At 42.2% G+C, this 21,514-nt stretch carries 12 protein-coding genes; 5 read left to right on the top strand and 7 right to left on the bottom strand.

Translation table 11 applies throughout. The features are described from left to right. Positions 1-8: 8 nt before the first annotated feature. Entirely contained in the window at positions 9-821 is an 813-nt protein-coding gene (locus tag GO495_RS13105; RefSeq protein ID WP_157300145.1) for a 2,3,4,5-tetrahydropyridine-2,6-dicarboxylate N-succinyltransferase, read from the top strand. Positions 822-939: 118 nt separating this feature from the next. Further along, positions 940-1,737, top strand: a complete 798-nt coding sequence (locus tag GO495_RS13100; RefSeq protein WP_157300144.1) for a hypothetical protein — start codon at positions 940-942, stop codon at positions 1,735-1,737. 45 nt (positions 1,738-1,782) lie between these two features. Here GO495_RS13100 and GO495_RS13095 read toward each other — a convergent pair whose 3' ends face one another. Continuing rightward, a complete protein-coding gene (locus GO495_RS13095; protein ID WP_157300143.1) occupies positions 1,783-2,379 on the bottom strand; it encodes an SUKH-4 family immunity protein in 597 nt (198 codons plus the stop codon). Positions 2,380-2,497: 118 nt separating this feature from the next. Next, positions 2,498-5,701 carry a T9SS type B sorting domain-containing protein gene (locus tag GO495_RS13090; RefSeq protein WP_157300142.1) on the bottom strand — a complete coding sequence of 1,068 codons (3,204 nt, stop codon included), beginning with the start codon at positions 5,699-5,701 and terminating at the stop codon, positions 2,498-2,500. Between the two features lie 337 nt (positions 5,702-6,038). On the opposite strand from GO495_RS13090, the gene GO495_RS13085 reads away from it, so the two are divergent. After that, positions 6,039-6,614 carry a hypothetical protein gene (locus tag GO495_RS13085; RefSeq protein WP_157300141.1) on the top strand — a complete coding sequence of 192 codons (576 nt, stop codon included), beginning with the start codon at positions 6,039-6,041 and terminating at the stop codon, positions 6,612-6,614. A 25-nt stretch (positions 6,615-6,639) separates the two neighbouring features. Here the strand turns inward: GO495_RS13085 and GO495_RS13080 are convergent, their stop codons facing one another. The 3 genes from GO495_RS13080 to GO495_RS13070 form a co-directional block, all read right to left on the bottom strand. Continuing rightward, the gene (locus GO495_RS13080) at positions 6,640-8,781 is read right to left on the bottom strand and encodes a GH92 family glycosyl hydrolase (protein WP_157300140.1); all 2,142 of its coding nucleotides are present in this window, start codon (positions 8,779-8,781) and stop codon (positions 6,640-6,642) included. A gap of 106 nt (positions 8,782-8,887) precedes the next feature. Beyond that, entirely contained in the window at positions 8,888-11,035 is a 2,148-nt protein-coding gene (locus GO495_RS13075) for an alpha-L-fucosidase (RefSeq protein ID WP_157300139.1), read from the bottom strand. Between the two features lie 207 nt (positions 11,036-11,242). Continuing rightward, complete coding sequence (locus tag GO495_RS13070) at positions 11,243-13,468, bottom strand: discoidin domain-containing protein (protein ID WP_170302675.1); 2,226 nt, start codon at positions 13,466-13,468, stop codon at positions 11,243-11,245. A gap of 447 nt (positions 13,469-13,915) precedes the next feature. Between GO495_RS13070 and GO495_RS13065 the strand changes: the two genes are divergently transcribed. Next, on the top strand, positions 13,916-18,073 hold the full coding sequence (locus tag GO495_RS13065; RefSeq protein ID WP_157300137.1) for a hybrid sensor histidine kinase/response regulator: 4,158 nt from the start codon (positions 13,916-13,918) through the stop codon (positions 18,071-18,073). Between the two features lie 206 nt (positions 18,074-18,279). Here GO495_RS13065 and GO495_RS13060 read toward each other — a convergent pair whose 3' ends face one another. Continuing rightward, a complete protein-coding gene (locus GO495_RS13060) occupies positions 18,280-19,098 on the bottom strand; it encodes a helix-turn-helix domain-containing protein (RefSeq protein ID WP_157300136.1) in 819 nt (272 codons plus the stop codon). A 41-nt stretch (positions 19,099-19,139) separates the two neighbouring features. Further along, on the bottom strand, positions 19,140-20,111 hold the full coding sequence (locus GO495_RS13055; RefSeq protein ID WP_157300135.1) for an aldo/keto reductase: 972 nt from the start codon (positions 20,109-20,111) through the stop codon (positions 19,140-19,142). A gap of 501 nt (positions 20,112-20,612) precedes the next feature. On the opposite strand from GO495_RS13055, the gene GO495_RS32380 reads away from it, so the two are divergent. Beyond that, a complete protein-coding gene (locus tag GO495_RS32380) occupies positions 20,613-21,491 on the top strand; it encodes a helix-turn-helix domain-containing protein (RefSeq protein WP_338075409.1) in 879 nt (292 codons plus the stop codon). The last annotated feature ends 23 nt before the right edge of the window (positions 21,492-21,514 follow it).

Genomic DNA, 21,514 nt, shown 5'->3' with positions numbered 1-21,514 from the left:
ATTTCAAGATGGAGCAAAAAGAATTAATTCTTCAAGCCTGGAACGACCGCACCCTTTTACAGGATACTAAGTATACCGATGCAGTAAAGTGCGTGATCGAGGCTGTAGATAAAGGGAAAGCAAGAGTGGCAGAACCCGGAGAAAATGGCTGGACGGTTAACGAATGGGTAAAACAGGCCATATTGATGTATTTCTCGATTCAACCAATGGAGACCATCAGCCTCGGTCCCTTCGAGTTTTTCGACAAAATGAAGCTGAAATCCAATTATAAAGACCTTGGCGTACGTGTAGTACCACATGCAATTGCCCGTTATGGCGCATATATCGCTAAAGGAGCGATCCTGATGCCTTCTTATGTGAACATCGGCGCGTATGTGGATGAAGGCACTATGGTTGACACCTGGGCGACTGTCGGCTCCTGCGCACAGATCGGTAAACACGTTCACCTGAGTGGTGGTGTGGGTATCGGTGGTGTACTGGAACCCCTGCAGGCTGGTCCGGTTATCATTGAGGACGGCTGTTTCGTAGGTTCCCGCTGCATCGTAGTAGAAGGTGTAATTGTTGAGAAAGAAGCAGTATTAGGTGCGAACGTGGTACTGACCAAAAGTACTAAGATCATCGATGTTACGGGTCCTGAGCCGATAGAATACAAAGGCCGTGTACCAGCCCGCAGCGTAGTGATTCCCGGTTCCTATACCAAGAAATTCCCTGCCGGTGAATACCAGGTTCCCTGTGCACTGATTATTGGTCAGCGTAAGGCCTCTACAGATCTCAAAACAAGTTTAAATGATACATTGAGAGAGTTCAATGTAGCTGTATAATATTTTTTTAAGAGGTGCAGGTATCTGCACCTCTTCCCTATATTTCACGTACTTTATTCCTGCATACCGATACCCCCTACTCCAGATAGTAATTATTTCACACTCCAAAAATCTTCTCATGAAACAATTTTCATTGATTGTATTGTGCGCTGTAACGTACATTTTATCTGGCTGTAACAAGTATCCCGATTGCTCTCCCGGCGTCCCTTCCTGCCAGATTGTAAAAATAATACAAGGCTTCTCTGTCTCTGTTCCTGAAGACACGCTGACTTTTGCCTATAATAACAAAGGGAATCCGGTGAGTATTACCCGCACTTACGTAGGGACCAGCTCTCCCAATTTTTTATTCATCTACGATAAGAAAAACAGGATGACAGACTTTTACGGTGTCTATACCAGCCCCAACCCTTATTTTGATATATGGCACCGTTATCATTATGATGCAAAGAACAGGATCATATCAGATACTACCTATGAATTCGGGTTTGTTGGCCCGGGTATTCCGCTACCGGACCAAACCAATAATGGACAACTTAGAGTAAGAAATGTATCTACCTATGGGTATGATCTGAAAGACAGGATTGTCAAATCTACAGATACTTATGGCTTTCCGGAAAGTGACATTACAACCAGGTTCTACACCTACAACCGGGACGGCAACCTGGTAAAAATAGTTACAACGAGAAGCGGGGTTACCAACACGGAAACCTATAGTTTCGATGATAAGATTAATTTACGTAGCACTCATCCTATCTGGCAATTCCTGGACAGGGATTATAGTGTGAACAATTCATTGCATGCAACTGCGTTCAATCAATATGGATTGCCAACCGCGATAGACTTTAGCAATCATGGTTACGGGCAGTTTGCTACAATACTTTTAACGGATATAAAAATCAGCTATAATTGCAGATAAGTTAATACGGGTAATGGTTGTATAACCATTACCCGTATACTTTTATTAACTATCCAGGTATTTTTGTCTCATGGAAATCCACATATCAAAGATCCCTTTCCAGAAGCCACCTTCCTTTAAGGCCCTGGGATCAATTTTTGACATACAGTCTTTAAAATGCTCAAGTTGTATATCTGTGAAATATGCGTTCCGGAAGCCCTCCACGCCATGTTCTGTCACAATAGCCTCTTCAAAATCCCTATAGATAATTAAGAATCCGGCCAGTGCTTCTATGGAACTATTGAAATAAGATGGTGTAAAAGCATCTTTACGGTCAAGCATTACTATCCGGTCAAAATCTTTTGTATCAATGGCAATAGGGTCCATATCCCGGCAACTGCCAATTACAACATATTTCTCATATTCAGGCTCATTCCCTAAAGAATCATACAATTCGTTTAATCTGCTGATACCAGAAAAATTATCATCGGAATCTTCTTTAAATGATAAGACCGGCATTACATATTTGGGGAATCCTGCTGCTGTTAAAAATGCAGTTGTAGATGGCAATAAATTAAAGCGTTTTAGTCGCTCAGATGATATCGGAAAAAGTGGGCTGTCCGAATGCTGCATCCAGTTATTCTTAAAATCCTGTGGGGACATATCGTTAGATTAATACCCTAATATTAGCGATTTATATCAAATAATAAAATATATAAGGCAATTATTTTCTTTTTGATACAATGAATTAACGGCCGGAGACAATCTCCAGCCGTTTTTATTATCTGATCAATAATACCGTTCCTTTTTTGTTGATCACCTTTCCATCTGAGGTATTGATCAGGATTACATATACATATGTTCCGTCCGGTGCAGGGTTCCCCTTCAACGTTCCATCCCATCCGGCACTGATATCATTACTTGCGAATACAATTCCGCCATAACGGTTAAAAACCTGCATGCTGAATGTCTTAGGTATGTTGTAGGTCACTACATGGAAAAGATCATTCAGCCCATCTCCGTTAGGTGTAAACGCAGTAGGCAGCAGATAATCCCCACAGTTATTGTTTACCTGTAAATCCACCTGAGCAGTCGCTTTACAGCCATTTATATCCGTGCCTGTTACCGTGTAGGAAATATCCTGATCCATCAATGCCAGCGGATTACTAACCGCCACGTTGGAAAGGCCTGTTGCAGGGCTCCATTGGTATGAAGCAGCACCGGATGCCTGTAATGTTACATAAGTACCACGACAAGCAGGCTTACCGGCAGTATTGATATTCACCTGTGGTAAATCATTCACTGTAACTGTTATTGCTGTGCGATCACTTTCACAGACGCCATTATTCGACTGGCTTACGTAATAAGTAGTGTTACCGCTGCTTGTGGTAAGTGGCTGAGGCGCATCTGTACTACCTGTTCCTCCGGCATCCGTAGTGTACCATAGCAGACCATTACCTGTAGCCGTTAGCGCTATCGCCGGATCATTCAGGCAGTAAGTAACGTCTGTTGCCACAGGCGCAGGCAACTGTGTTTCTACTGTAACACTGATGACCGCCTGCTCACTTTCACAACCGGATACCGTCTGGCTTACCCCATAATTTACGGTACCCGTTGTAGCTGTGGATGGTGTTGGCGCCGCTGGTAACAAAGTTGCCCCCGTATACCATTGCAGGTTAGCACCGGTAGCATCCAGTGTTGCCGCTGGCACACCTGCACAATAAGTAAGTGCAGTATTTGTAGTGGTGGGTGCGGCAGGCTTGTTATTCACAATAACCGCAATAGCTGAACGGGTACTTTCGCAGCCCAAAGTCTGGCTTACATAATAATTCTGAGGGCCCGCTGTAGCGGTTGATATCACTGGTACAGCCGTTAATGCTGTTCCTCCTGTAAGGGCAGTATACCAGGTGAGTGCAGCACCAGGATCTTCCGTGACAATATCATTCAGATCATCAGGAGTATCCAACTGGCAATAAGTCAGCGGAGTAGTTACTGTTGGCGCAGCCGGTGGCGTATTCACAGTAACAGCAATGACAGTACGATCACTTTCGCAACCGTTCAACGTCTGACTGATATAATAATTTTGCGTACCTGTTGCGCTGGTAGATGGTGTTGGTGCAGTACTTTGCGTCACACCTACTCCACCTGTGGCAGCAGTATACCATAACAGGGAAGTACCCGTAATATCTAAAGCGGTAGCCGTCGCCCCCTGACAATAAGCAGGCGCAGGATCTGTTGTTACCGGTGCGTCTGTTTTTGTCACGTTCACTTCTACAGTAGCAATACCACTTTCACAACCATCTTTCTGACTTACATAGAAATATTGTGAACCGGCAGTAGCCGTTGATATTACAGGTGTAGCAGGTAATACTGTTCCGGCAGTAGCGGCGCTGTACCATATCAGTGTATTTGCAGGAGCATCCTTTGTAATACTCAGGTTTAAATCTGCAGGCGTTGCATTCAGACAGTAGGACAATCCCGGATCTGATGGCGTCGAAGGCGCAGCCCCCACTACTACTGTAACCCTGGTCTTAGGGCTTTCGCAACCGGTACCCACCGACTGGGAAACATAATAAATACTGGAGGCTGCAACTGTCGTCGATGGTGTTGGCGCCCCCGTTAAAGCGTTATTGGATGCATCGTACCAGTTGAGTGTACCTGTAGGTGAAACCACTAAGGTTGCCAGATCATTTGTTACGGTAGCGCCCTCACAATAGTTAACGGTGGGTGTTGAAACTGTCGGCGCAGCTAATGTTGTTTTCGTAGCTTCGTAAATACCCAGGTCCTCCTTCCCTCCCTGCAAACGTGGGTTTCCATCAAAATCAGTATTCCAGGGCGAGCCATAATAAGCATAACCGCCATAGTCAATCGCAGGTGAGCAGGGAGATACATGAAAATTATCTGCAGCCGCATCAACAAACAGGGGATCAACATTCGTATTACCACCGCTTGCTGTAGCCATATACATATCGCAGTCGCTATAGTGAATACCCCCGGCAACGATGAAACTATTATCCGGATAGGCTGTGGGGTTCCAGAAAATCGAATAATCACACCAGATATTACTTCCTGCCGCACCATTCAGCAACACACTATTTATCAGTGGCAGGGGATTATTATAAAATACACAGTTTTTTACGTTAGTCGTTACAGCATTCGGATTGGTATCAACATAAGTTGATATAGCAGATCCTCCCCCATTGATCGTTTTGTTATTGATAAAGACACTGTTCAACAGATCGGTAGATACCACGTCCGCATTCACTGATACCGTGGCATATGCTCCCCCGGCTACCGCTGCAGTATTATCTTTGAACACACAGTTAAATGCCACAGCAAAAGCGATAGTACCTGTGGTTGAGTAGCTTGCATAAGCACCCCCATATACTGCAAAGTTGTTGATAAAGGTACAGTTCAGGACCACAGCGTACGCATATGTATAAAAATTCACCTGTGCGGAGTAAAGCTCAATACCTCCCCCCTGATTATACAATGAAGGTGTTGTAGAACCGGGATAACCATCGTTGGCATTACCATCACGGATGATAAAACCATCAAAGGTACTGCTTCCGTTAGCGCCGGCATTAAAACGTACCACACTGTAAGAGTTGTCGCTGGCATCACCTCGTATACCGATATCGCCGCTCAGGATGGTGGGATGATTCCTGAAGTCGCGCTGAGTCACAAGCGTCTCGTTCCCAATGAAACCGCCATACACATGAACATACGTCGGTAATACATTAAACGCAATAGTCCTGTCGGTCCCTGTTGTTGGATAATAGGTCCCCTGGGCTACCCAGATATCAGCTCCATAGGGAGCCGCTGCAAAAGCGGCATTTAAATCGTTATAGGCGGTAGCCCAGGAGGTCCCTGCACCGGGAGTGGGATTATTTACATTCACATAAACCGTTGTGGCGGCAAAACAGACATTGAATTGTAACAACAAGAAGGTCTTAAAGATCGCTCGAACAAAGTTTCTGGGCATATAAAAGCATCAATTTTTTTATGAGTATTTCAATGGAATGCGCTGTTTTTTTCAGGTTTAAATACGCAGGCATAGGCCCAAAAATATGGCGAAAATGTAAATACAGTGAGTAGAGGAGGGTTGTGCGTCCGCAGGAGCCGATTATATTGATTATCAATCAAAAGTCTCTACCAAGGCTCCGATCAGGGATATAAACCATATACAAAGCATCTACAAAATATAGTAAAGCGTACTTTCCGGGAGATATTTCATATCTATTTTGTAGACGCATTGTATATGCCTTTTTTGTATTTAGCAGGAAATTACTTAAGTTAAGGTCTTATTTAACAATATCACTATGCGTTTTCGACTCAGACACTGCCTCCTGCTTTTTATCGGCTTACCGGCCTTTGCCCAGACACCTAAGACTGAGCTGCATTTCACCAGCAGCAAGCAGCAAAAAATAACGGTGTATAAAGGGACCATCTTCGTGAATGGCAACCGGGCCTACCAGTTAGCCGCAGACAATATCAACTATGCCAGCAGACGTAATCGCCTTGTAGAAGACAATGGGAATGTATTCCTGTTCCTGGAAATAAAAGGAAGTCCTAAAAAGGACAGATTGTATGCTTTCGGCATCAATAACTCAAAAGCAGATTCGCTGTTAGATGCCATCAGTTCTGATATCAAGGATATGGACCATGACGGTAACCTGGAGTTTGGCGGAAGTGAGCTGCCAACAGCTTACCCATCGAATGATTCGATGTACTATAACCCTTCAAAATTCTATGAGATCAATAAGGGCAGGCTCATTTTTGATGCGGAGTACACCCAAAAAACAGATAAAAAAGCAAATGGTGTTTATATGTCTGATCCATTTGACAAAAGCGGCAATTGCTGTAAGGTCATTCCTAAACCAAAAGGTCATTTATAATAAAAAAAGCCCCTAGGGGCTTTTTTTATTTTGTCAGTATCCGGATCTCTCCCCCGCTCTTAAATAAATCATGGGATACGAAATAACCATTGAGCGGCTTCCCATTTACATTTATTGCGGTCAGCGCCCTTCCCTTTCCGGGTTTTGTTAATGTAAGTATCTTACCGCTGCTGGTCTTCCATTTTACCTCATCAAAAAGCGGGACCGTCACCAGATATGCCGGATCTGTTGCAGAATAGGTGTACAAGCCTAAAGAGCTGAGTACATACCAGGCAGACATCTCCCCTGCATCATCCATCCCGCAAAGTGCCAGACCATCATCTCCTATCCCGTATAAACTATTCAGGATGGTATCGATGATCTTTTGCGATTTTTCCGGCTTGTTGATAAAGTAATAGGCAAAAGGAGCTTCATGATCTGGTTGGTTGCCATGACAGTACTGTCCTATCATCGTTTCAACATTCCTGGCAATGTAGGCAGGATTCCAGGGTACCGTAAAGAGCGAATCCAGTTTGGATTCGAATCCTTTTGCACCACCGTATAAAGCTATCAGTCCCGGCATATCATGCGGCGCAAAGAACGATACCTGCCAGGCATTCGCTTCCCTGTACATGTATTCGTAATAAGGGTATTGAGGGTTGAAGTTTTTAATCCATTCACCGTTTTCTAACCGGCCTCTCATAAACCGGGTAGAAGGATCAAACATGTTTTTATAATTCTTTGATCTGGCCATTAATATCCTGTAGTTGGCGGTATCTCCCAGCTTTTTGGCTATCTGTGCGAGAGAGTAATCATCATAAGAGTATTCCAGGGTTTTGGAAACACCTGCCTTTGCCTTTGTTTCTACATGAGGGTTGGCAATATCGGGATCTGAGATATAACCCTTCTCGATGTATTCTGTAATATAAGGACGGGCACCGCCGGATACATTGGCATTCCTTAACAAGATCTGGTAGGTACCTTTTATATCAAAATTATCTATCCCTCTTAAATACGCTCCTGCTATAGAGGATGTGCCATGATCGCCATGAAAAAATGTTGGAATAAACCCTGTTTTATCGCCCACATCTTTCATCGATTTAATTACATCTAATGTTACCTGCGGAGAGATCAACCCTAATAAAACATCTTTATTACGATAGGTATCCCACAAAGAAGGTTCTGTGTAATAGTTAAATCCGCTCTTTACCACATTATGTTTTGCATCTGTATATTCCATATTCACATCACTGCGTAATGCAGGCCACAGAAAAGATCTGTAAAGGCAGGAATAGAACATCCGTTTTTGTTTCTCTGTTCCACCTTTTACCTGTATGCGTGATAATAAGGATTCCCATTTATCATTTGCTTCCTTACGGATTTCTGAAAATGATTTATTACCAATTTCCTTTTCCAGATTTTCTTTCGCATTTGCTGTACTTACAAATGAAATTCCTATTTCGAGCGTTACTGGCTTTGCATCTCCATTTACCAGATGTACTACGGCAAAACCATCCTGCTGGCCTTCTTTTGTCTTTTCCAGATTTTCGACTTTCGTATTCAGTCGTGCGTAGAAATAAATCTTCTCTCCTGTTTGCTGATACCCCTTTAAAGCATTGCTACCATCCTGTTCTATACTCCAGTTGGAAATATGGTTATTCGCTTTAGCGAGGTCAAAGAGTATTTGTCTGCCCGTATTGTTCTTATACTCATATTGATGGTAGCCACATCTTAAAGTGGAAGTAAGACTAACATTTACATTGTAATCATCCAGGTATACCTGATAAAAACCCGGGGCCGAGCTTTCTCTTTTATGACTGAACCTGGAACTAAATCCTTTGCCAGGATTAGAAACCGGCAGCACAGGAATATTACACAAATTCCAGTGACCTTTATTCGTGTGTGTGAACCCATAAATGACCGTATCCTCATATTCATATCCTGCACCGGACCCGTATGCAGTGATCGGGCTCAACTGCACCATGGCATTAGGTAAAGAACTTCCGGGAAAGGTAAGACCCGCCCATGATCTCCAGCCATGAGGCAATTCATAACCAAGGATTTTAGGGTCTGTAAGCGGAGCGGTGCCGATAAAAGTGTTTACATACTTTGTTTGTCCATGGGAAGAACTAATGAGTAGCAGCAATAGCGGTACAAAGCATAGGAGCTTTTTAATTTGATTATCCATTAACGTGAACTATTTTTTCAAATATAAAATGTTATAAATGGAAGTTTTTAAAAATTACATCAGCGGTGATATAATTATAAAAAAAGAGGCCGTATGGCCTCTTTTTTTATTGAATAATTCCCAGTTCTGCTATGCCGATATCAGTAGACGTATCGTATGCAGGAATAACGTCTATGGGTACAAAGCGGAAATACCTGGCAGTAACGGGCGTCAGTAATTCTACACGTTGTTCTACCGGGTTCGCTTTTATGTTGGAGAACTCACCTTCTTTCTGTTCCTCCCAGGTTTTGCCATTTTCGCTGGTATAGAATTTATACTTGTTAATTAACCCTTTGGCAGGATAGTTTTTAGCCGGCAGATAAGTGAATGCACGAATTTTCACATCATGCCCCATATCTACGGTGATACCATCCGGAGCCTGTTCCTGAAAGGCTTTCAGCGGCATCATTACATTCGTTTTATCATCATCATCTATTACCTTTTCTAATTTTTTCTGTTTGTTAGTAATGGTCCAGTTGGTCTTTACGATACCTAATGTTCTTGCACCTGCATCGCTGCGTCTGCCTTTGCTGTTAAATGCCCTTGCTTTCACTACACCACCTTCCGGCAGTGCGAATGGCTGGATATAATGAGCGGAAGACAATTCCGGATCAGTTCCATCCACGGTATAGCGGATATCGAATACCTGTGGAGAGGTGGAGATAGAGACATTACCTGACTTATCGCGCTCAATGGCAGGTATTGTCAGCCTGGCGGGTTCCTTAAATAAAGCGATATCACTTAAACAAATACTGGCGGCCCCTTTAGTGATCCTTACGCGCACTTTGGAAGTGGTGAGTAGCTCATTGGACCTTATAAGACGACAACGCCCTATGGCAGTGCCTTTTTGAACGGTTACCCATTTACCACTTTCCCAGATATCAACGGCCCAATCGTCTATTCGTTGTCCTAATTTGATATTCTCCCTTAAACGGATGACATTGAATGTACTGGTAGTTTTCAGGTCCAGCTCAATGCTGCTGGCAGTAACGTTATCTTTAGTACCCCAGTAAGTGTAAGGATCATTATCCAATACATTTTCAGGTGCATATTCTTTTCCTGTATTTCTGATATCGTCGGCTTTCACTGTTGCACCTTCTGCATAGTTAACAGCGTACATCTCTTCCAGCAGTCCACCGAATTCCTTTAGTGAAGCTGCATCTATCTCATTTACCAGACCGCGTTTATCAGGAGGTACATTCAGCAACATGCTTGTACCTACCCCTACAGAAGCGAAGTAATGGTCCATCAGTTGCTGTGGTGTTTTTACCTGGTTATCCTCGCTTTTATGATAGAACCATCCTGGTCTGATAGAGAAATTCGTTTCTGCCGGTATCCAGAACTTTCCATTACGGGTACCATTTAATCCCTCTTCGTATTTGGAGAGTCCGGGAGCAGGATTGCTATTCCCATTTTCGCCATGAGGGGTGTAAGTAGCCCAGCAGGGATCTCCTGCAAAACCGGATTCAGTACCTACCCAGCGTACATCCGGACCAACATCACTCATTACTACCGCACCTGGTTGCAGCTCTTTTTCCATTTGCCAGGTAACAGGCCAGTTATAATACGTGCTACGATCAATTTTACGGGTCTCACGGGCGCCATCGTAATAACCATCTCCTCCATTAGCTCCATCGTGCCAGGTCTCGAATACGGGGCCGTATTGCGTTAATAATTCCCTGTACTGTTCACGATAGATTTTAACGTATTCCTCTGTACCGTAATTCTTATTGTTACGGTCCCATGGAGAAAGATATACGCCGAATTTCAGGCCTTGTTTTTTACAGGCATCCGCAAATTCTTTCACCATATCTCCCTTACCATTTTTCCAGGGGCTGTGGCTGATATTATGTTCCGTTGTTTTGGTAGGCCATAAACAAAAACCATCATGGTGTTTGCAGGTAAGGATCAGTCCTGTTAATCCGGCAGATTTGATAGCAGACACTATCTGATCTGCATCGAAAGCAGTAGGGTTAAAGATAGCCGGATCTTCATCCCCATACCCCCATTCTTTATTTGTAAACGTGTTTACGGTAAAATGTACAAAAGCGTACATGTCCATTTCATGCCACCTCAGCTGTGCTTCATTAGGCAATGCGCCATAAGGAGCAGGTGGAGCAACATCATATGCCGTATTTTTTAAAGGTGTGGTTGTTTTACAACCGGATACCACCATTGCAAGGGATATTGCGGTTATCCCGATTAATTTCTTCATTGCGACCTGTTTAATTTTGCATTCTCTATCTAAGCATGAGAGTACTAAAATAATAGATCCATCTTGTTTTTTTTGTTTTTATTGGGGGCTGATACAATATTTATAAAAACTGATAGGAAGTTAATGTTCTTCACATAGATATGCCTGTAGTAAAGAAAGAAGCCGTATCAATTGTTTTGATACGGCTTCTTAAATTTTATTTAGTATTTATTCTACTATTACCTTCTTGCGAACACTACCTACTGAAATAATATAAATTCCTTTAGGCCATCCGGAAACGTCTACCTGCGTAGTGTTTCCATTCACTTTTGAGAAGTATATCTGCTGACCGTTCATATTATAGATCCTTAAAACGGACTGTGGGGTCGTTCCTTTATATTTAACAGTCAGTACATCCTTTGTCGGGTTAGGTGATACAGTTATTGAAACCTGGTCAGCGCTAAATGCTTCTAAAGAAGATGCAACAGCAATATTGGAAGATGTTTTTGCAGCGGCACCATAGACTTCCAGTTCATAAATAGAATATCCATATGTAGTGCCTCTTGCCGTGCCATATATTCTTACATAACGACCGCTACCTGAAAGACCGGTATAGTCGTTTGCAAGAGCTGTATTGCCTGTCACTGTTTTTATGGTAGTCCAGGTAGAAGCATCTGCTGAAGTTTGTATCAGGAAGTCCTTCCCGTAAGCTGCTTCCCAGGTAATTTTCACCCTGTTGACAGCATAACTGGCGCCTAAGTCTACATAGATCCATTGTGGATCTACTCCTTCGACGCTTGCCCAACGGGTGGTAGCGCTGCCATCAAATGCCAGGCTTGCAGGATAAGCAGATGTTTCCAAAGAAGAGGCTACACCGGTTTTATTCAATGCCAGGTTAGCAGAAGTACCTACTGATGAAGTGGTAGCAGTTACTACACCGGAATAAGCAGAATTACCCGTTGTATTTACAGCATAAACCCTGTAAGAGTAAGCAGTAGCGGCAGTTAAACCAGTATTGGAATAACTGGAGGTATTTGCTGCTGTTGTTGCCAGGGCAGTCCAGCTGGTACCTCCATTTGTAGAGTATTCAACTTTAAAATTGTCCTCATTGGATGAGTTGTCTGTCCAGCTTAAGTTAATCTGACTGCTGGAAACTACGGTTGCCAGCAGACCGGATGGAGCTGCAGGCGCTGTTGGCGTACTGGTAGAACCAGGTATCCACCAGTTACCGGAAATAGACAGCATACAAAGAAGACCGATAGCATCATTGTAAGAATCGCTGCCTGAAAGGGTTGTTAACTCTCCCCATCCTTTATTCAGGAAAGACTGGTACTTAGCATCTACAGTTGCAGCAAGGGTAATAGGAGCCACAAAAGCAAGTTCACCTGCATCCGAGCCTAACTTGGTACCGTTCAGGTTATATCCGCCGTTAAAGTTCTGAGGATCTCCGCTTGTAGGAGTTCCTGTAGCCCAGTCGAGCAACTTTGTTATAGCAGCTTTAGCCTTCGTTGATCCGTAATGCTGATAGCCCATTGCAATGCGCCATGGGTAACGGCAACCATTCCAGCTGTATTTATCAGCATCATCTTCACCGGTACCACCACCAGCAGCATCCGGTACCGCAGGATCGTTCTTAGCGAAATCTGACACTAATCCGGTGCTTGCGCCGGGTTTTCCTGTTCCGGTGAGGTCAGCTATGCAATTGTATACTTCGTTCTCTACGTTGGTCCAGAAAGCATCGCCTGTTGCATTTTTATACGCAGTCATGTGATCAATCATCCAGTCTGATGAACGTGTGTTCAGCTGATTGCTGAAATCATCACCAAGTAAGGTGCGGTAAGTGCTTGCGCCTACTACACCATGGGTACCATGAAATGCATTAATGATACGTTTAGCTTCATTCAGGTAGGTAACAGAAGTTCCTGCCGGGCCACCACCCCACTGGTAATGTGCCAGGATGAGTGAATAAGCGATGTCAAAATCGCCATCTGTAGCAGAGCCTTCTCCACCCACCATAACAGATCCGTTTTTCTTGATCACCCACGACATGAAATTGTTGTTTGTGGTAGATCTGAAACGCGAATAGAGTTTGTACATGCCATCATAATACTTCTTCGCGTTGGCATCATAACCAGCCATCAATGCCATTGTGATCATGGCATAACCATGTTGTTCCGAAACAGTAGCATCTGTGGAGGAAGAAGGATTACCTTCTGCATACATATAATACTGATCTGTTGCATCAGGACACTGTTTAAGATACTTGGATTTATAAGTATTGTAAAAAGTCTGGATGGCCGTATTCATCTGTGCCTGAGTCACATTGCTGGGCTTTATACATCCTGGAAAATTCACACCTTGCGGAAAGGGCTTGTTTTGTGCATTGACAAGACCATACATCATAAAGAATAAAAGTGTGAGACTACATTTCAAATTTCTGATACGGGTTTTCATTTTTTCTTGGTTATTTATTGAGTAAATGTGAATATAGGCCAGGTTGTTAAGGGACGGTAACATAACAGTGGACTTTCAAGATAAAAATAAATCCTGGATTTCTTGTGAATGAATATAAAAAACTATTAAGCATACTGATTTTCAATACTCTTTTAAATACTAAAAAAGGCTCTTAACGGAGCCTATTATGTTTAGTTGCATATGCAGCGTTTAACTAAACGGCATTGAATAAAAATCTGAAATTTATCGCCGGCTTTCGGGAGCCTGGTAGAAGGTTTTAGCGCTTTAAAGCAGACTTATCCATTCTGATCATATAACATATTCTGGATTTTCTCTCTAATTATCTTAAGTTAGCTGAGACGCTGCTAAATTGGACATATCTGTGAAAATACCGGAAATCAGAACATATCGAACGGTTATTGTGTTCATATATTTAAATTCCATTTAATGAAAGCATGCAAATACTATATGTATATATTGCTGAATTGTCTCCCTCTGCTTGCACATTCTCAGAATCAACAAATAAGGTTTGCACATATAGGCCCAAATGAGGGATTATCTCAAAGTAACGTAACCTGTGTCTTACAGGACATCAGGGGATTGATGTGGTTCGGAACACAGGACGGATTAAATAAATATGATGGTTATCAGCTTAAAGTATATAAGAACGATAAAAAAAATGCAACCAGTATAAATAATAATTTCATTAAAAGTATTGTACAGGATAAGAAAGGAAATATGTGGGTCGGTACCTGGGGCGGAGGATTAAACAGGTTTGACAGGGCAACAGAACAGTTCATCCACTATGTTCATGATAAAAATAATGCGAATAGCCTCAGTAATGACTTTGTAAGCACACTTTACATAGACAGTAATGATAACATATGGATAGGAACAGAGAGTGGCGGCCTGAATAAGTTTAATTACACTACTAATCAGTTCACGTTATATAAACATGATGAGAATAAAGCAGGAAGTATGAGTAACAATTATGTGCGTAGTATTTTTGAAGACAGTCGGCATAATATCTGGGCTGGTACCTTTCTGGGGGGCTTAAATCTGCTAAACAGTAAAACACAATCCTTTACTCATTTTCAGCATTCAGGTGACGATACAACGTCGTTGGCCCATAATTCAGTTGAAGCAATTGTTGAAGACGGAAGTCATCATTTATGGATAGGGACCAGAGGTGGCGGATTGGATTTATTTAATCCGGGAACACAGACATTTCGCCATTTCAAACACGATCACCGCAACCACAATACGCTACCCCTGGACGTAATACTATGCATGCAGGTTGATGATAAGGATAATTTATGGATTGGTACAGAAAATGGCGGCTTGAGCATATTCAATCCGAAAAAAGGAACTTTCAATAATGTATTGTACGATGAAATTGATAGAACAAGTCTGAGCAACAATTCCATTTATTCTATTTATGAAGATTCCCATGGAAACATGTGGGTAGGAACTTACAGTGGTGGTGTAAACCTTTATAACAAGGACGGCAATAAGTTCACTCATTACAATCATAATGCTTCTGATAACAGCCTTAGTAATAACTACGTACTTTGCTTCTTTGAAAACAGTGATGGCCGTATATGGATAGCAACAGACGGAGGAGGCTTAAATTTATTTGATCCGGCAACCGGCAATTTTACTCATTTCAGACACAAGGAAGGCGATCCGGGGACTGTTAGCAGTGATTATATTGTTCCCCTGCAGATGGATAAGGAAGATAATTTATGGATGGGTACTGTAGGCGATGGGATCTCAATACTTAATCTGAAAAAAAATACGTTCAGGCAATTAAAGCATAATCCCAAAGACAGTACCAGTGTCAACTTCGATAATGTTTGCGCAATTATGAAGGACAGGGATTATGACCTGTGGTTAGGTACTTTTGGAGGGGGAATGGACTTTTATAATTTTAAAACCAAATCTTTTAAACATTATAAACACGACAGCAATAATCCCAATAGCATTATCAGTGACCGGATACAAAGCATTTATCAGGATAGTGAAGGTGTAATCTGGATAGGAAGCTTTGAAAAAGGACTGCAGACATTTAATAAAACTACGCAGGTCTTTACCCGTTTTGCTCCCACAAAAGGCTCGAATGAGCAGATTGACAACAGGATCAATTGCATCTATGAAGATCATAACAGGAACATATGGATTGGCACCAGTTATGGTTTAAACTGCTGGAACAGAGAACGCAGAACCACAACCTCTTACTTTGTACAGGACGGTTTACCCAATAACATCATATTTGATATATTGGAAGATGCTAAAGGGCGACTTTGGATCAGTACCAATAAAGGATTGTCCAGGTTCGATCCATCAACAAAATCTTTTACAAATTTCTCCACGGCTGACGGGCTACAGTCGAATGAATTTAAGGCACATGCAGCTATCAGAAGTCGTTCAGGGATGATGTATTTTGGCGGAGTGAACGGTTTTAATATGTTTAATCCCGACAGTATAGAGATAGATTCATTTGATCCTCCTTTAATATTTACCAATTTCCAGATTCTGAACAAGGATGTACCAATCGCCCTTGACGAAAAAGATCCTTCTCCATTGAAAAAAAGTATAGGAGAAGCAACAGAGATCATTTTACCTTATGAGCACTCGGTTATTTCATTCGAATTCGCGTCCCTGAACTATACCATCAGGGATAAAAAAGAATACATGTACAAGCTGGACGGTTTTGATGCAGATTGGAATGAGGTGGGCCCCAGACGGATAGCTACCTACACTAATCTGGATCCCGGCAAATATATACTAAAAGTAAAAGGACTCATGAACAATGGCGAATGGTCATCTCATGTAACCTCTATACAACTTGTTATTATCCCCCCTTTCTGGATGACATGGTGGTTCAAATTACTGGTAATAGCAGTTGTTGCGGCAGTTATTGTTTTTGTATACAGGATTCGTATCAGTACCATCAAAGCACAGAAAGAAGTATTGGAAAAACAGGTAAAGGAACGGACCGAACGATTAGATGTTGCAATGAAAGAAGAACGGAAAGCACGAAAAGAAGCAGAACAGGCCAACCGTGCCAAAAGTGTTTTCCTGGCAACAATGAGTCATGAGATCCGCACGCCGATGAATGGTGTGATCGGAATGGCAGATCTGCTGGCAGACAGTGGCCTTAACGAAGAACAACGGAAATATGCAGAGATCCTGAAGATTAGTGGGGAAAGTCTGCTGAATGTGATCAATGATATCCTGGATTTTTCCAAGATAGAATCAGGTAAAATAGAACTTGAAATGAAGGATTTTGATCTGCGTATATGCATTGAAGAAGTGCTGGATATTTTTGCTGATAAAGCAGCAAAAGCCGGATTAGATCTATTATACCAGATTAGCCATGATGTACCGGCCCAGATCATTGGAGATCGTTTGCGGCTGAAACAGGTACTGATGAATCTTATTGGGAATGCAATTAAATTCACTCCGAAAGGAGAAATATTTGTGAAGTTACAACTTGAAAAATATCTGGAGGATGATATTGTCCAGATAAGATTTACTATCAAAGATACAGGCATAGGCATCTCAGAGAAAAATATCGATAAATTGTTCAAGGCATTTTCGCAGGTAGATGCTTCTACTACCCGTAAATATGGAGGAACCGGGTTAGGATTGGTAATTTGTAAAAAACTGGTCGAAATTATGGGAGGCCATTTTCAGGTTTTAAGTGAGCAGGAACAGGGAACAACTTTCATTTTTACTATCTGTGCCAAAGTGAGTAAAGAGCCTCTCACCAACTATGTTAATACCAACTATGATGGACTTGAGAAAAAGAGGATATTGATCGTAGATGACAATATGACCAATTTAAGTATTCTTAAAAGTCAACTGGACCAATGGGAGCTTATTACTTTACCGGCAGCCTCCGGAGAAGAGGCATTAAAAATAATCAAAGAGGATGTTCCTGTTGACCTGGTGCTGACAGACATGCATATGCCGGATATGGATGGTACTGAACTGGCAAAAAACATAAAAGAACTTAATCCTCAGCTACCCATCATATTGTTAAGTTCCATCGGAGAATACGATTACAAGCAAAACGCTGGTCTTTTTGTATCCGCGCTGATCAAACCTATCAAACAAAAAATGCTGTTTACACAGATCTTCGATACGCTCAAGAACAAGAAAAAACAATCCACAGATGATGATATAATAATGACTTCTCAAACTCAGCTTAAAAATTTAGCCAAATTATATCCATGGAATATTTTGCTCGCTGAAGATGATGCTGTCAATCAGTTTGTGGCAAAAACTATTCTGGGTAAACTCGGGTATGAGCCGGACATAGCTAACAACGGACATGAAGCACTTCAAATGTGGGAAAGCAATAAATATAATCTTATACTGATGGATATGCAGATGCCGGATATAGATGGAATTGAAGCAACTAAAGCTATCCGCCAGCAAGCAGGGGAACAGCCTGTCATTATTGCCATGACTGCCAATGCCATGAAAGAAGACCAGGATAAATGCATGAATGCCGGCATGAATGATTATATCGGCAAACCAATTAATCAGCATACACTTATTGAGTTGCTGAAAAAATGGGCAAAAAAAGACAGGTAAATATAAGCCTTATGTATCAACAGGTTACAGGCCCACTTAAATATGGGTAAGTTTTCGAACTAAATAATATTAATGGGGGCTGACTAAAAAGGGCAGTTAAAAATACTACTCAATAAGCTCCTAACGGAGCTTTGAATTTGCTACAAAAGGAGTGTTTAGTTAGACTCTTTTTGGTCACCCCCAATTAATATATCAGGTAAAACCACCTATTTTATTTTTCCGGAGTCGGACGGCGCTTTGCCGAATTTCTTTTTAAAGGAATGCGAGAAATGAGAGAGGCTTTCAAATCCCAGGTCGAGATAGATGGCAGATGGTTTCTTGTTTCTTTCTTCTATAAGATGCCAGGCTTCTGCCAGTCTTTTTTCCTGCAGCCACCGGCGGGGCGCCATACCGAATACTTTTTGGAAATCACGCTTAAACCCTGCAAGGCTTCTGCCGGTAAACTGTGCAAATTTCTCCAGCGGGACATTAAAATGGAAATTGCTGAGCATAAACTTTTCCAGATCGATCTTATAAGGCTCGGAAAAGTCGAACAAAAACGCGCTGAGCTCTGGCCTGGTATGCAGCAGCAACTTCACCCCTTCGTTCACTTTCAAAATGCCCATGGCAGCCGTTAACTTTTCTACCGGATTTCTGACATAGGGTATTACAGATTGAAAATAGCCTTGCAGGAAATCGTTTCCAGGAATAAGGATGTTGGGGGGGCCTGTGTATTTCTGTTGTATCTCTATTTGCTCCTCCAGCGCGATCTTTCTGAGCATGTCTTCCTGTAGTGAAATGACAATCGTTTCATAATCCTCACCAGGCAGCGGAGTTTTCGTTATCTCTCCCAGCTGATTTTTACCGATCAGCAACATTTCACCCCTCCTCATAGAAATTTTCTGTCGGGACGTTTCCAAAGTAAACAGACCGGAAACCTGCAACACCAGGGTATTGTGTGCAAGAAATCCTACTTTCTCCTTTCGTGTAGCAGAGAGATAAGAGTAAAAGATGACTCCCGGAATTATTTCAGTTGGATTCGTCATTATGTAAAGATATAAAACAAGCGGGGCTTATGTGCCCTTCCCTATCGTTGCAGGTATGTACCACCCAATATCGCGCCAGTCGAAAATTGCCTGTTAAGGGTATTCATCTCATCAGGAGTGAAGCCGATTTCCATCGCCTGTATATTTTCCGGCAGTCGTGATCTCCGGCTCATGCTTACCAATGGCATGATATGATCCCCCTGTGCATTCACCCAGGCAATTGCTAATTGTGTAGGGGTGAATCCTTTTCCCTTTGCCATTGTCTTTAATACTTCAACTTTTTCCAGGTTCTTTATCAGGTTCTCTCCCTGAAAACGCGAGAAGTGATTGTGATAGTCATTGGCAGCAAGAGGTGCTTTCATCTCACCGGTAAGCAATCCCTCGGCCGTATTGGCAAAGGCTACAACCCCTATACCCAGTTCTTTAGCAACAGGAAGCAACTCACTTTCTATCTGGCGATCGGCCAATGAATAGCCTATTTCCAATGCAGTTACAGGGTATACGCTATTCGCCTTGCGCAATTGATCAGCCGTTATTTCAGAAACGCCGAGATAACGTACCTTTCCTTCTTTGATCAGGTCGGCGACAGTTCCGATCACATCTTCCACAGGAACGCTGTTATCAAGTCTGCAAGGCTGATAAAGATCAATGGTATCAATACCCAGGCGCACCAAAGAATAGTTGATGAAGTTCCTGATGGCCATTGGACGCAGGTCCAACCCGAGCCATTGACCACCATAGAAGATCGCGCCAAACTTGACACTCACAAACGCATCGTCCCTTCTGCCTTTGATGGCTTTACCTACAAGCAGCTCGTTGTGACCACTGCCATAAAAATCCCCGGTATTCAGGAAATTAATGCCACTGTCCAATGCCATCTGAATAGTAGAGATACTTTCGCTTTCATCACTCACCGGGCTTCCCCAGACTGATGACATGCGCATGCAGCCTAATCCGAGTTTAGATACGAGCGGACCATCTTTGCCGAGGGGCATTTTTGTTATTGTTGTCATATTATGAATTAAGGATACAAAGATCAGCAGTTATAACCAATTGCCGATTTCTCTCACAGCTCAATTTAGTTGTCTGGATGGCTCATGTTCATAAATGTGCATTTCAATGGTGACAGCAGAAAGACTTCCGCCACTCAAACGTTGTTCCGTATTCACCTGTAGCCAATCCAAGGTTTTGGGCATACCATTCGTTCATTTCTTTCGGATTATCGCATTTAAAAAATATGCCGCCAAGGCCCGTTACTTTTTTCATATTTAAATGTTGTTGTACTATTAAAAAGTGATATAGAAATTATCAATTTTACATATCAGCAAGATCAAAAAAAACTATCCTCTTTTATGCTTTTTACAACAGTAATATAAGACGAAAAATAATGCCTGAGATGTCTATGTTCCCAGTAAAGCCGAGATGGTAATTGAACGGAGTTTCCAGTTTCCCATTATTTTACTCTTCTCATCTTCATTTCTTTTATTAATTTTGTTTATAATAAATGATGACAAGTGCAGGGAACTAAAGGATTACTTGAAAATTTCAGTCACCACGATAAATTATCGATCACAGTGAACGAAAATTGTGCGATCGTCCTGCCGGAAGATGTCTTGCAGCATCTGCTGCAACCGCACAAGCTATCTTTTTATTGTTTTACGTTTATGGATCGGGGTTCGGCAACCTATACAGCAGACTTACAGGACATCACCATTTCTGATAGTCAATTGGTTTTCGGTTTGCCCAATCAAATTTTCGTCAATCCGCCAAAAGATAAAGATACCCTGGATTATAAAGTCGGATTCGATGAAAACACGCTGGCACTGCTTCCGCATTCCTATCCTTTTCTGGTCAATCCGTTAAACTCAAACAGGATCACGTTTGACCCAGACTCCAAACAACGGGTAAAAGCCATTTTCTCCATTTTATTTCAACTGGTTCATTCTCCCCGAAAGCAAAAAAATACAGAAATCATTTTAGCGCATTTAAACTCGCTGTTAACCGAGTTTAACAGTGCTTACTTCCAACATGAAAATCATGGCACGGTTTCGAATCCTAAGCTGTCAAAATATATTGCATTTAAACTTGCCGTGGAAACGCATCTGACCGAGCAGCATGATGTGCAAACTATCGCTGAAAAACTGGCGATGACCACCAGTAGTCTTTATAGTATTGTGAAGGATTTTTCGGGTATTTCCCCCAAAGAATGGATCACCAACAGGCTAATACAGGAAGCTCAACGGAAGCTGCAATACTCCACACTTTCGGTAAAGGAACTGGCTTACGAGTTAGGTTTTAATGACCCGGATTATTTTTCACGACTGTTCAAAAAGAGTACGGGCAAGAGCATCAGTGCATTTTTAGCAGATTTACGCGATTTGTCCAGTAAGTAAGACGATTTGTCCATTCCCGTTGT

It is taken from the genome of Chitinophaga oryziterrae (assembly GCF_009758125.1).
In the GTDB taxonomy this organism is placed as follows: Bacteria; Bacteroidota; Bacteroidia; order Chitinophagales; family Chitinophagaceae; genus Chitinophaga; species Chitinophaga oryziterrae.
This window is presented reverse-complemented; position numbering and strand designations above follow the sequence as displayed.